Raw genomic sequence first — 13,379 nt, 5'->3', positions numbered from 1 at the left:
TCCCAAGAACTGCCCCAGTTCCTTTTGCGAGTGGCGAGCCGGTTGAGTTCCCTCTTCGCAGTGCCCCTCTAAAACCAACCCATGAAAACGGATACCCCCACCTGTAGATGGCCATCGCACAACAGGCACTACGATGAAAAGCAACTCTCTCCTAGTTGTCCGTCAGAACAAGTAGCAAGGCTTCTGCAGCGCGAAGCTGGCGTTTTCCGCTGCCCTCCCTTGGTGGCAGTGGTGAGTTTGATGCTGGCGGTCGCTCCGTGGGAGGTCGTAAAGGAATCCTTGGGCTGGGTGATAAGCGGAATCGTGGCGATTGGTGCGGCCGTGGGCACGGTGAAGCATTGGAAGACCCTGATTGAATGGATACGGGAAGGCAAATGGGTTCCAAAGGCGGTGCAAGAGATCGTCACGGCGCGTTCAACGGAGTTTTCGAATCAGCTCCTTGAAAAACCGGGTCGAACTACCGTCAGGTTTACCTTGTTCATCCGGTTTGGGGTTTTGATCGGCTTTTTTTCAACCCACTCGTTGAGGCTTTTTTCCAATCAGCAAGTTCTCGCAAGCGATGGAGTGCTCTGGAAAGCCACCACGTGGAATGTGGCGATCTTCTCTCTCCAAGCCTTCATATGCACGCTGCTGGCGTTCATGGTAAGCCTGAAGTCATTTGAAGCTGCCAGAATCATTGACTCACTCGATCCCGCACTAACCCCGGACCAAATGGAAAAGAAACGGCTGTCGGGTCGCGAAATATTGTTTGGGGTCGCACTGCTTGACGTGGTTATTATGTTTTTTGCGGGACTCTGGCCTGCCGAGATTGTTAGCGACGCTCATCTGGGATACTTCGTCGCGGCAGCGTCAGCTTGGCAGCTGCCGAAAATCCGGGATGTCATCCTCCTGTTTTCCCTGATCTTGCTCGGTTTGATCGGACGCTGGCTTATCGTCGGAAGCATTTGCACTAGTCCCCTCATTCCTTTGGTTTCCGGAGTTGATTATCCGCAATCTTATCCATGGTTGAACACGTTAGTTCTGAATGTCCTTCCTAAGGTCTTCATTTGGGGCTTTTTGGCTTTTTTGTGTGTGGTTTTGATCTCCACCCGCAAATCCAGCGAGGCCCGGCATGTGGTGGCAGTGAAAAATGAAACGATGTTTCGCGGCTTGGCTGAAGCCTTGCCGTTCGACGTGTTCGTTAAGAATCAAGATTTCACCTATGAGTATGTGAACCAGCAAATGCTGGAGAAGTTAAAGAAGTTTCCTCAAAATGCGGATCTGGTTTGCGAACGCGTGCCGGATAAGGAAAAAAACTGTATTCAAGGAAGGTCAGACAAAGACTTGGGGATTGCCCCGGAAGTGGCGGATATCTTCAATAAAGCTGACAAGAGGGTAATCGAAAATAAGGAGACCTTGGATCGCGAGATCGAGCCTGACTTTGTCTTGGGTCCGGGCGATCTTGTTGGAGACTACCCCAAGGTTCGGACCAGAAAGGTCCAGCTCAAGGACAGGAACGGGTCTCCACTTGGGCTGGTCGGCTTTTGCGAGGATGCCATGATCCTGCAGAACGCGATGATCTATGATGCCATCATGGATTTCCGAAGACACTATTTCTTTCAGAAGGACCGCAACGGAATATTCACTTGGGCGAGCGAACATTTCTGGGAAGATGCGGGAAAGCCGAATCGAAAAGATCGTGGGAATGTCACCGATGCAGACATTTACTCCAAGGAGCTTGCTAAGGCCTACCGGGACGCCGACGAACTGCTGATCGCAGAAACGGAGAAGCTCGATCCCGAGAAAAGAAGGCTACACTTCACCGAAACCGAAGAATGGCATCGCTTTGCAGATGGCCGCGAGCAGCGTGTCATGGTCAGGAAAAAGCCGATCTTGGATCCGCAGGGAAATGTGACAGGTGTGCAAGGATGCTTTTGTAAGATCGAGGACTCGACCGCCAGACGTGCGCTTATGGAGCGTGCGCTGGGGGTTCTATTCCCGGAGCTGGCCCTAAGACTTCGCCATGTGCTCAAGAGATTGCCAGGAGCGGCCGGCAAGATCGCCAACGGGATGCCAGCAAAGCCTTATCCCAATGGGAAAGCACTCAGGGGATCTAACCCCAGGGGTTCCGTCTTCGACGGTTACTTGGGGGAGTTTGACTTCATTCTCTGGTATTTGGAGGTTCTGACTCCTGCGGTTCAATTGGTCAATTTGGACGAATGGCAATTGGAACAGATCGAGAAGGAAGCTAAGGACCTGTGTTGGAAGCCTGACAAGCCGTTGAATGTGCAAAGGCTTCAAGATCTTGGGAAACGGCTCCGGGATTGGAGAGGGTGTCCCTTTGAGCTTCGGGTGGAAAAGCAAAAGGGCGTTGATAGCGCGAAGGTCGACAACCGTTGGGTCTTCGCTATAGCGACTATTTATTGGATCAATGCGGCTCAAGCAGCCGGGGACATGAATGATAGCGGGTTTTGGGTATCCCATCCATCCCGGAAAGGGTGTGAGAAAGAGCCGATCGTGCTCGAGATTTCGATGTTGGACTCCAGTCTTCTGATTGAAGTATCCGGTCGGGGCGAGGCGATCCCCAAGTCTAAAACGCCAAAGGATCTTAGCCGCCCCCGATTGCAGGGTGACCGGACCATGGGTATCGGTCTCGAGATTGTGTGGCGGATTGCCCAAATCAGCGGCGGTTCGGCGAATTGCCAGCCTTGGCCGGGAGGCAACGGATCCATCTTCACTTTCCAGTGCCCTGTCTCGCCGTAAAAGTGGGATGGGCGGCTTATTAGAAAGCGACAGGCATTCTTGCCGTCGGAACCTTCCGGCGTGGCTCTCGCTCCGTTCTCTTTTAACATGCTGGCTTCGTTCCGTCGGCGTGCTGAGCCTCGCGACTTTTGAGCCCGCCAAATTTTCGATCTCTTAGGCATATGGGATTATCGGAATTCTCCCGGATGCCCATTCAGAGGGGAGCGGTAGTTCCCGGAGATCCCCGCAGTGTCCTCGCTTCGCCCGTTGCTGTGAGGGACGGGCTAGTGGCATCTCAGGGCATTTTGACGGAGTGCCCGGCCGGATTTGACAATCTTTTGACATATCTCCGGCGTGCATGAGCTAGGGTGGCAGGGCTGGGGGGATTCGGGAGCCTGCTCATCGGTGGGCCCCATCATCAGGATCGCGCGGTTTGTGACCGGCTTGCGCGAGCGGGATGAAGAACCGGCAACTCATTCCAAAGCCGTTGCACGCCATGAGAAATCTCGATCAACTCTGCTTCCAAGTGAAGGCCCTGAGAGGGAAGGCTCTTACGTTCCTGTTCGGGCTGGTGACTGCGTGGTTGCTCCGGGGCGGTCTCGCGTCGGCCCAGGAGGCACCTGCTTTCAAGCACCCGCTCCAGCGGCAGCTGGAAGCGCAGATTCTGCCGGAGGTCCAGTTTCAGAACGCGGACTTCATGGATGCGCTGCACTATCTCCAGCTGCAGGCGATGGCGTCATCGGAGAATACCGTGAAGGTGCCGTTCGCCCTTCAACTGCCAGCGGATTTCAAGCCACGCTACGAGCTGACGTTGGACCTGAAAGGAATCCCGTTTTGGGAAGCGCTCCGTCATCTCGGCGGGCAAGCGGGTGTGGAGTTCTCGATCGTGAAGAATTCGATCAGGGTTCGTCCCGTGGGTGTGACAGACGCGGAGAAGCCGGCGGTGGTGACGTTGGTTCCAGCACCCGAATCTCCGGCCGCGGTTCCGGGCGAAGGATTGAAAGGCCTCTTGGGAAAACCCGCCCGACCGTTCGGAGCGGCGGGAGGGAATAACCATTACACGACCGCGGGAGAGCCTCAGCCGCAGCGTTCGGGCAACCAGAAGCATCGCAACCTGAGCGGCTGGTCGGTCGAGGACGATCCAGGGAACAATTACAGCATGAACTGCATCGATTTCGCCAAGTGTAAGGCCTACCGCGGTGAAACCGAGAAGTGCCCGTGTGGATGCTTCGCCTGTGCCTGCCAACGTCCGAAGTAATAGGAAACCCGCGCCGACCGCGTAGCGGTCAAGGACAGTAGCCGCGGGCTTCAGCCCGCGGATCGGGTGGAGCGAGCCTGGTGTCGCAGAGCGACACAGGAACCCGTCCTGGGCGGATCGCTTTGCCAGAGTGGGAGCGAGCCCATGCCTTGAGAACCTTGCGGTGGCAAGAAGTGGAGCACTCCACTAATTCCAGTATATAGGCATACTGGAATAATAGAGTGGTCCCGAAGCCTATCGACTGCTCGAACGCCGCCAAGGCTACTGCTTCGGCTTTTCCTTCTCCTTCACCTCAAGCTTGGCGATGGCTTCCTTGAGCTTGGCCTGCGCCTCAGGACCTTCGGGGAGGGACTTGTCTTGGAAGGCGGGAAGCAGCTTGTCCCAGATGCAATCGAGCTCGGCTTGCATGTCGGCACCGCCGGCTGTGATGGCGATCACGCTGTCTTGCTCGGGGATGACGACGATGAATTGGCCGCCGGCGCCATCGCCGCGGTAGGCATTGTGCTGGCAGCGCCAGAATTGGAAGCCGTAGCCCTGACGCCAATCGTTGCCCATTTTGACGTGGGAGCCGGGATCATTCGGGACCTGCTTGGCGGTGGCTTGGGCGACCCAATCCTCGGCGAGGATCTGCTTGCCGTTCCACTGGCCTTTCTGGAGGTAGAGCTGGCCGAGCTTTGCGATGTCCTCGGTGCGGAGGAAGAGGCCGTAGCCGCCGAGCGAGTTGCCTTCGGGACTGGCATCCCAGCGGGCGCCTTCGATGCCGAGCGGTTCGAAGAGGCGCGGCTTGAGGTAGTCCACGACCTTCTCGCCGGTCACCTTGGTGACGATGGAGGAGAGCGTGTAGGTGCCCATGGTGTTGTACTGGAAATGCGTGCCCGGCTCGTGGTCGACCGGCGCGGCGAGGAATTGCTTCACGCTGGGGCCACCGCTGTCCGGCGCAGCCTTGGGCTCCACACCGTGGCCGCTGTTCATGGTCAGCAGGTTCTTCACGGTCATCGCCTTCAGGTTTTCCGAGGGCTCGGCGGGTGCTTGGTCGGGGAAGAACTTCAGGACCTTGTCGTCGAGGCTGAGCTTGCCCTCGGCGATGGCGAGGCCTACGGCGGTGGAGGTGAAGCTCTTGCTGACCGAGTTGAGAATGTGCGCCTTGTCAGCGGCTTCAGGTTTCCACCAGGCCTCGGCGACGACTTTGCCATGGCGCAGGACCATCACGCTGTGGAGCGTCGGGATCTTGTCGAGAGCACCCACGAAATCGGTAACCGCGGCGCTCGGCAGCCCTTCGGCTTCCGGCGTGCTGCGCGGCAGCGGCTGGGCGGCCGAGAGGATTGGAGCGGCGAGAAGGGTCAGCGAGGCGTGGAGGCCGGAGCGAAGGGAAACGGAGATCATGACGAGGCGAGGTTGGCGGCTGATAGAGCCGCCTCAATACGGGACCTCATCGGCGGGTCTAGCGCGGGTGGCTTGGAAAGTCCGAAGGCCGAGATTCTCAGACCCCGGCCAGGGGCCAGCGTTCGATGGCATACTCGTATTCGGTGAAAAGAGAGGCGGGAGGATGGACCCGTGAATCCTCACCCGGTTGCCGCAGGACGATCCCCACGTTGCCCATGGTCAGGGCGCGGATGACATCACCCCAGGTCATCACTCCGGGAACGGTCACTTCGGGGCGCAGGGACAGCCCGAGTTTCACATCGGACGCGTCGTAGAACATCTTGCAGGCGGGATTCGAGAATCCCAGGAGCGCGTGCGTGAGGAACTTGTCGAAGTGGCTCCCTGTAAAATCTGTCCACATGATGTCGGTCGGCAGTTCTGCATGGCCGGCCGGCATTCCGGCGAGCAGTTCTCGGAAGGCAACGACGCCGGGAATCCTCGACTCGCCGTGCGGATGCGGCTTTTCCCCGATGTCGAAATCCGTCTCGGGAAAGGTCTGGCGGAGCAAGGCCAGGCCGTGCTCGAACTGCGTCCGGGCGGTCCCGATGTCACACCGCACCGTCCCAATGTGGCTGCGATGATCTGCCGTCTTGAAAACGATGTCAGAAACCCGGAAGCAGGCGAGCCAGAGAATGGCATGATGGTTCTTCCGCCAGAGACCGGGCCGCCTCTCTCCATCCGCTCCGGTCAGCTCGAAATACGTGTCCAGTCCCATGCCGTGATCTTCCGGCGGTTCAAGAGGGAAGGAAGTGGAAACGACAGGCGAATTCCGCTTTTCCGCTCTCCTAAGCATATCGGAAAAGCGGAATGTTCAAAAGCACTCCGGCTCGCTGCATTGAGCCTCACGGCATCACGTAATTCTCATCCGCAGGAATCTGCGGTTTCATGGTCCTGTCATTCTTCCCCCCGGATGACATCACCCCATCCCCCCAAATGAATCACAACCACTCCCCCCGTGGTCGCCGTTTTGTCGCGTGGTCGATCGCCGGCTGCCTTGCCCTCGTGGCCGCAGGATCGACGTACGCCATCGTCACCTCTAACGACAGCCGTCCCATCGCCGTGAAGGTCGGTGATCTCTCCAATCGCGTGGTGCGCGCGGCTTCCAAGCTGGGCATGGGCATCAGCAGCCTGGCCCGTGAGCAGCGGCCCGCCGAGGGCAAAGCTTTCTCCGCAGGCACTGAGGCTCCGGCATCTTCGACGGGTCTTCCTGCGGGCGTGGTCGCGACCGGCAAGTCCGGCACGGCGGCTACCACCCGGCTCGCGCAACTTCCAGAGGGCATGGTCCGTGAAGGCGTCCCGACCACCCTGGTGGGAAAAGGCGCGGAGGAATTGGACCGGATCTCGACCAGTGCCCTGATCACGGCTTCGAAGCCGGAAGGAACGGGCAAGTAAGTGGCCAGCGTCACTCCGGACCGTCGCTGAAGCAGCCTTGGCACGGTGGTCGCGGTGTCATCACCGCGCCTACGTTTTGAACGAGGGACCTATCCCAACTCCTCCTCAATGAACGCGAGGACTATGTCGACGAGCTCGTCCATGCCCTCGAAAAGTTCTTCTTCGATGGTGGAGAGGTATTCCTCTTCGGTCTCGCTGTAGTCGTTGCGGTCTTCGGGGCGGGTTTCGCACCAGCGGCTGGCGTTGAGGGGATCGACGAGGGTGGTGGCGCCGACGATCTCGAAGGAGCCGATGATCCGCTGGTGATTCACGCCGCTCTGCCAGAAGGCGTGCAGGCCTTCCTCGCTCTCCAGCACGGGAACGGTCTCATAGACATCCATGAACGCCCGCTCCTCGCGGGTGAGAGCGCGCTTGGCCGATTCGCTTTCCAGACGATCGACCAGCACCTCGACTTCATCCGGCCATTCGATCGGTTCGTGAGAAAGCATCGCGAGCGGGCTTAGAACGGGAGAGCGATCCTTGCCAAGCGAAACGATGGCTGCTCAGCCATCGGGAACGGCGGACAAATAGGGATTGGTCGAGGAGTGACTGCCGGACCCAAGTGGAGTCGGTCACTCAAACTCCGCGAGTTCCTTCTTCGCGACCTCGGGCGACACCAGCTTGGCGCGGTCCGCGATATAGGCTGGTACCGCCACCGGTATACTCATCGTGGGGGTCATGGTGACGCCGCCGAATCCTTGGCTGCGCGAGATTCTCACGTAGGCAGTGTCGCCACCTGCGGGGATTCTCGCACTTTCGGATTTCCTCGGGGCTCCAAAGGTTGCCAGCGGGTCGTCCAAGACCTCGACCAGCGCACCACTCTTCGGGATTGGCACCTGGAGCGAACGGTAAGGGCGAAGCGTGTATTTCTCTCCGCCGCTGACTTGGACGGTCAGCGCATTGCGGATCTCCGACTCCCTGCCCACGAGCTTGTCGCTGTTGTAGTAATAGGGATGGTAGATCACACAGCGGCGTTGTCCCGCTGCTATCTCGGGCTGGGGACTGGTCGAGGCGCAGGAAGACAAGCCTCCGATCAAGATCAGGGCTCCGGCCTTGGCCAATCGCTTCCAGATCGGTTGGTGAGAACGCATCGCGTGTGGGCTTAGAACAGGGGAGCGATGCTTGCCAAGCGAAACGAAGCGATGGCCGCTTCACCATTCCTTCCGGTGGCGGAAGTGTGACACGTTGCGGAGGCATCGGGTACCGACCTGTCTGACCGCGTTCCACTTGACTCGTTGCCGCGTCCGATGCAGTCCGACATATGATGTTTTCCCGCTTGTGTGTCCGATCGCTCATCTTCGGCATGGGGCTGCCGCTCACCCTTACTGCTGGCACGGTGGTTCCTCCGGAGGGCTATCAGGCTCCCGTGGTTTCCAAGGTGCAGATCGTTTTTTCGATGGTGGCCCACCACCACTTCCTTGAGAGCCGCATCAATCAATTCGGCGGACCTTCGGGACATACGCGATATGCGGTGCCCCACCTCGTTTATGAACCGCTGGTCACGGTTTCCAATCCGGGTGGTGGTGCTATGGATCTGACCGGTGAGGATGCGCCCCGCGTCCGGATCTGGGATCCGCCGGTCGGCTTCCGGTTCAAGCGGGGCAGTTCCTACCTCCGGCCTGGGTTCAGCGCCGGTGAGTTCCACGGTCTCGCCCGTTTCCAGATCGCGAGCCAATACAGCACGAGCGCGCGGAAATCGTTTATCGTCCAGTTGGGCGGCTTGAATACTTCGAGCACTCCCGAGCGTCGGCTCACGCTGGCTGCGGGTAGCTCCCGCACTTTCGCTCCGTGGGTGGAAAGCCAGTGGAACTGGGCGGTGGAGACCGCCGGAGGATTTGTCCCGTATGCCTTTTACGATTGGAACGACGCCAAAGTCTTCACTTGGAAGGATCCGCGTGCCGCTGTGCCCGGTTTCGGTGACATGGGCTTTTTCTGCGCGCCCGGGTGGAACACCCGCGCCGGCTTCCAAGTTGATCACCTGTCCCAGACGAATACCGGCACTGGAACGGGCTGGGTCTCGCCTCTCCTGACGGAAAACGTCTCGGTGGAGTCCCGCGCCCTGCGCGTGGTCACCGACGCCGCGGCTTCCGATTTCCAGATCGACCTCTTGCGCAGCAACAGCGTGGACGGCGCCCTCTCCACCATCCAAGAGCTCAAAATCAACCTGAACGACCTGGTCCAGCCTGCCACGACCCTGGCCACCGATCCGACTGCCGCGGCGACCTTCAAGGTGGGCGATATCCTCCAGACCCCGAACGATTTCACTGCCGGCGGGAAACATCCCTTCGCGGTCCTCACGCTGATCGCCAAGCCTAGCGCACTCGCGGACGGCTCGCTTCAGCAGCTCGGAACGATCCAGAACGCCCAGAACTTCTATGATCTCCGCTTCGATCCCATCGATAGCTTTGCCGACGTCGCGGCCATCCACAATCTCACGCCCGTTCCGTCGTCTCCTACCATCCTGAGCAGCTACCGCAGCGGCGACCGCTTCACCCTTTCCTTCGCCGCTCCTGCGGGCACGAGCACGTGGAAGGCGGTCGGCGGCGTGAATCCCGCTGTGTTGGCGGATGACCTGACCTCCCGGACGACCTTCACCCCGGATCCTATCGAGCCGCACCTCTATCAGGTCGAGATTGATACGACCGGCTTGGGGCCACGTTACTTCGTTCGCTTGGAGGAAGTCCCGGTGCCCTGATCCCTCGGGAGAAAACCCGCAGCCACGCGTCACGCGGCCGGGAGAATGGCGATGGAAGGAGTGTCTGATCACCCCTCCCATGAAAAATCCCTCCTCTTCTTCCGCCCGTCGGCTCGTCTTCGCCTTCTGCTTGTTGCTACCGGCCTTTGCGGCTGGCGGTGAGCTTGGTGCCCTAGCCAGGGTCTTCAGCTGGCCGGATGGAGTGAACAATTTCTCCAACTACACCAAGGTCGCCGGAGGTGCGGCCACGCAGTCGGCGGCGGGCAACGGGTGGAAATCCTACGGGACCGCGAGTTTGCACTCGCTTGCCGTGGGTGGCAGCGCGACCGGTCCGAACACTGGGCGCTTCCAGAATGGCTACGTGGGAGGATCGGCCTACTGGTTCGAGCAGATCACGATTTCCTCGCCGTCGGTGCCGGTTGGAACGCAAGGGCGGGCGGAGTTCACGCTGTATTTTGACGGGCAGTTGAGCACCGGGTCTTTGCCGACTTACGGACGTGAATACAATGCCTCGATCGGCTATCGCTGGGCGGCGCATGTCGATGGCGCGGACAATGTGGCCGATCCCAATGTAGGCGAATCGTATGGCGAGACGATCACGGTTTTCCCCGGCGCCTACATGGAGACGACGGGCGGGAATTTCCGCAACCAGGCGCGCAATCACTCGGTGATCTTCCGCTTCGGCCAGCCGTTCGACTTCACCGTGGCGCTCCACGCTTCGGGATACGTTCCGTTCGATACGGCTTCCAATGTGCGGATGGAGCTGCGTTGCAAGGGCTGGAATGGATTCCAAAACATCCACCTCCCCATCGACGTGCATGCGCCGGGCGGCATCCCCGTGACGGACGCCACCGTCAGCTCCCAGAGCGGATTCAATTACACCCAGCCCAGCTCGACGACCTATTCGCAGTGGGCCCGTCTCTACCAGCTCGATGCCGCGTCGATGGAAGCCGACTCGAACGGCAATGGTCTCAGCAACTTCATGGAATACGCCCTGGGCCGCGATCCGCTCGGCCCAGACTCCGGCGCACCCGTCCGCCCCTCGGTCATGGAAGTGGAAGGACAACGGTTCCCCTGCTTCTCCTTCAACCGCCCCCGCCTCGGTGGCAAACCGGGTGACGTGGTCTATCTGCCCAAGCACAGCACCACACTCGCGAATTGGAGCGACAGTGGCCTAGTCACCACCGTCGAGCCGAATTCTGACGAGACTGAGACCGTCACGGTCCGCTCCGCCACTCCCGCTGGCCAAGGAGCAGGCTTCTTCAGGCTGGAGGTTGAGCCCGCCCAGCCGTGATCCGGCCCTGTCATCTCCGTGGCGTCGCACCTCGGGCTCCCCGGTTGCATCCCTCCGGGCTTTCTTCTAGGCTGCCTCCATGGACCTGACCGCTCCCGAGAAAGACCGCTCCCATTGGGTGGTCCGGAAGTTTGCGTCCTTCGAGGAGCAACGGTGCCAGCAGGTGCGCGATTGGCAGGCTGTGTCCGGCGCCGAACGCCGCAAGGCCGCCTGGGATCTGGTCCTCGATTACTGGGTCGGCGTGAAAGGGATGGACCCCGACGAACTTCGACTTCAGAAATCGATTACGCATCTTCGCCGAGAAGAAGGTTAGGTTTCTGGTGGTCGGCGGCTACGCGCTCACTAACGAGCCCAAGGATTGAGCCCATCCTAGTCTGGGTTCGCTGGTTTTGTTCCACCGCCGCGCGTGAGCCGGCTGGCGAGGCGCACTTCACTATTCCCGAATGCCTCTATACGGGAATTAGTGAAGTGATTCCGGATGTTTTTCCGAGGGCTGATGGGCCGTGGGATTCCGATATTCCGATATGCCTAGGAGATCGGAATATCGGAATGCTTCCCCATGCTCTTTGCAGACGGGCATGACGATGTTCACTTCGCGACGGGCCGGATCTCGAAGCGGTGCTGACGGGGCTGGTTGGTCTTGAAGATGTCGTCTTCGATCGCCTGCGCGGCTGCTTCGGCGGCTTTCACTCGCTCGTCCATGCCGGGCATCTTCTTTTCGGCGTCGGCGAGGCGCTGTTTCTCGGCTTCATCGGCGGGATTTTTTTCGACCTGGGACTGGAGGAACTTCAGTTGCTGGAAATTGACCCACTCGTTGCGGAGGTTCTTTACCGGTCCTTCGTTGCGGCGCTTGTTGAGTTCGGCGACTTGGGCGGCTTGTTGATACTGCGGGGCTTTCGTCAGGGCTTGTAGCGGTAAGCCGGCTTGGAGCTCTTCGCCGGTGGCGCGGGTGACTTCGGCGCCGTCGATGGACACGGTGTAGGTGCCGGTAGGGAGGCCGGATACGGTCAAGGTTTGCCGGCTGAACTTCTGGCCGAGATCGGTGAGGCGGACGCCGGGTTGGGCGTCTTCCGGCAGGACCCAGGGCAGGGCGTTTTCCAGGGAGGTGAAGGAGAGCCCGTCTGCCGTTCCGTCCAAGCTGGTGATTTCCGCGGACTCGGCGGTGGAGGTCCATTTCTTGTCCTGAAGGGTGAACTTCATCTCCGAGACGATTTGAGGGAGGTTCAGGTCCTCGATCATTGCGGCGGCCATGATCACGTGGCCGGGCGCGCCCGGGTGGACCGAATCCTTGATCAGGGTGAATGCGGGATCCTTCCGGCGCTCGTGAAGGGTGGTCTGATTCAAGGGTCCCCACATGTCGACGAATCCCAGTCCCCGCTCGCTGGCGGTGTCCCGCAACCATGCGCCGTAGTAGGCGAGGGTGGAGTTGTAGAAGGTGACTGCCTTCGGCCCCATGAAGCCACCGGGCTGCTGCATGCGCTTGGCGCGGGCGTCGAACATCGTGGGCGTCATCAGGACTGCGGTGGCGCCGCAGGCGTCGATCTTTTCCAGCAGCCGGTTCATCTCGGTGCTGTAGCTGGTGAAGACGTCATCCAGGTACTCGGCATATTTGCCGTCGTTCATCCCCAGCAAGACGGTGACGTATTTCGGCTTGTAGGCGGCGACGTCCTGATCGAAGCGCAGGAGGGCGTCCCAGGCACGGGAGCCGCCCACGCCGGCATTGTGCAGCCGCAGCCTCATCTTCGGGAAGCGGGTGTAGAAGTAGTCCTCGACGTATTGGGTGTAGAGGCACTGGTGGGTGATGCTGTCGCCGAGGAAGACGATGGTGTCGCCATCGTGGAGATCCAGCTTGGCCAAGGGCGCGCGCGGCACGTAGGCGGGTTCCTCCGCGGCGGCGATGCCAGCCAGCGAGAGGGAAAGGGCGACGGTCCAGGCTTTCAAGGGATGGGTCATGGGAATGCCTTCAACGGTTCAGAGCCGCGGAACCTTGCGAGCGCGCGGCTGGCGAGGCGCACTCCACTTCACTATTCCCGAATGCCTCTATACGGGAATTAGTGGAGTGATTCCGGGATGCTTTCCAAAGGGCTGCAGGCTGATCGCGAGTCCAGTATTCCAGAATGCCTATAAGACTGGACTTACTGGACTGCTGTCTGGATGCGATTGGCGGGGCGAATTCAACCCATCCGCTTTTCCGGTATGGATAGGAGAGCGGAAAAGCGGAAGGATTCAGGATGCTTTTCCAAGGGTCAGGACCCTGAGCTGAACTCCGCTCCTCCGGTAAGCCTAGGAGAGCGGAGTAGTGGAGTTCGACGGGCTGAGCTTGTCGAAAGTGAGGTCGTCGAATGGCGTGGTCCAACACCCGTTTGAATTCTTCTTTTCTCGTAAGTATAGGAGACAAGAAAAGAAGAAAAGGTGCGCCTTCCAGTGAGAGGCCAGTGGCTGGGCGGGTTGCCCGGAAGTATGCGCTGCGCTTGATGGGATTGAGGGGAGAATCGTTCGACATGTCCCTATTCCAGCGTGATCCCATCGCTGTGGGAAGAATGCCGACTGGCCCCCTC

Annotated in this window: 11 protein-coding genes; 6 read left to right on the top strand and 5 right to left on the bottom strand. The window is 59.7% G+C overall.

Features of this window, described 5'->3' with window-relative positions:
- The first annotated feature begins 81 nt into the window (after nt 1-81).
- Nucleotides 82-2,742 (top strand): hypothetical protein, encoded by a 2,661-nt coding sequence (locus tag WKV53_RS10635; protein WP_341404561.1) that lies wholly within the window; start codon nt 82-84, stop codon nt 2,740-2,742.
- Between the two features lie 475 nt (nt 2,743-3,217).
- Nucleotides 3,218-3,979: a hypothetical protein gene (locus WKV53_RS10630; RefSeq protein ID WP_341404560.1), complete on the top strand. Its 762-nt coding sequence runs from the start codon at nt 3,218-3,220 to the stop codon at nt 3,977-3,979.
- 261 nt (nt 3,980-4,240) lie between these two features.
- Here the strand turns inward: WKV53_RS10630 and WKV53_RS10625 are convergent, their stop codons facing one another.
- Nucleotides 4,241-5,362 carry a serine hydrolase domain-containing protein gene (locus tag WKV53_RS10625; RefSeq protein ID WP_341404559.1) on the bottom strand — a complete coding sequence of 374 codons (1,122 nt, stop codon included), beginning with the start codon at nt 5,360-5,362 and terminating at the stop codon, nt 4,241-4,243.
- A gap of 97 nt (nt 5,363-5,459) precedes the next feature.
- Nucleotides 5,460-6,116, bottom strand: coding sequence for a hypothetical protein (locus WKV53_RS10620; RefSeq protein WP_341404558.1), 657 nt, complete (start codon nt 6,114-6,116; stop codon nt 5,460-5,462).
- A gap of 218 nt (nt 6,117-6,334) precedes the next feature.
- On the opposite strand from WKV53_RS10620, the gene WKV53_RS10615 reads away from it, so the two are divergent.
- Nucleotides 6,335-6,793, top strand: coding sequence for a hypothetical protein (locus WKV53_RS10615; protein ID WP_341404557.1), 459 nt, complete (start codon nt 6,335-6,337; stop codon nt 6,791-6,793).
- 89 nt (nt 6,794-6,882) lie between these two features.
- Here WKV53_RS10615 and WKV53_RS10610 read toward each other — a convergent pair whose 3' ends face one another.
- Nucleotides 6,883-7,281, bottom strand: a complete 399-nt coding sequence (locus WKV53_RS10610; protein WP_341404556.1) for a hypothetical protein — start codon at nt 7,279-7,281, stop codon at nt 6,883-6,885.
- A gap of 123 nt (nt 7,282-7,404) precedes the next feature.
- Nucleotides 7,405-7,923 (bottom strand): hypothetical protein, encoded by a 519-nt coding sequence (locus WKV53_RS10605; RefSeq protein ID WP_341404555.1) that lies wholly within the window; start codon nt 7,921-7,923, stop codon nt 7,405-7,407.
- A gap of 170 nt (nt 7,924-8,093) precedes the next feature.
- Here WKV53_RS10605 and WKV53_RS10600 point away from each other — a divergent pair, with 170 nt between their 5' ends.
- From WKV53_RS10600 to WKV53_RS10590, 3 genes are all read left to right on the top strand, one after another.
- Nucleotides 8,094-9,527, top strand: a complete 1,434-nt coding sequence (locus WKV53_RS10600) for a hypothetical protein (protein WP_341404554.1) — start codon at nt 8,094-8,096, stop codon at nt 9,525-9,527.
- Between the two features lie 79 nt (nt 9,528-9,606).
- A complete protein-coding gene (locus WKV53_RS10595) occupies nt 9,607-10,821 on the top strand; it encodes a hypothetical protein (RefSeq protein WP_341404553.1) in 1,215 nt (404 codons plus the stop codon).
- A 79-nt stretch (nt 10,822-10,900) separates the two neighbouring features.
- Entirely contained in the window at nt 10,901-11,134 is a 234-nt protein-coding gene (locus tag WKV53_RS10590) for a hypothetical protein (protein WP_341404552.1), read from the top strand.
- Between the two features lie 275 nt (nt 11,135-11,409).
- Here WKV53_RS10590 and WKV53_RS10585 read toward each other — a convergent pair whose 3' ends face one another.
- Nucleotides 11,410-12,774, bottom strand: coding sequence for an SGNH/GDSL hydrolase family protein (locus WKV53_RS10585; protein WP_341404551.1), 1,365 nt, complete (start codon nt 12,772-12,774; stop codon nt 11,410-11,412).
- Nucleotides 12,775-13,379 lie beyond the last annotated feature (605 nt).

It is taken from the genome of Luteolibacter sp. Y139 (assembly GCF_038066715.1).
GTDB classification, from domain to species: domain Bacteria; phylum Verrucomicrobiota; class Verrucomicrobiia; order Verrucomicrobiales; family Akkermansiaceae; genus Haloferula; species Haloferula soli.
The sequence above is the reverse complement of the archived record's forward strand: the minus strand, read 5'-3'. Positions and strand labels throughout refer to the sequence as shown.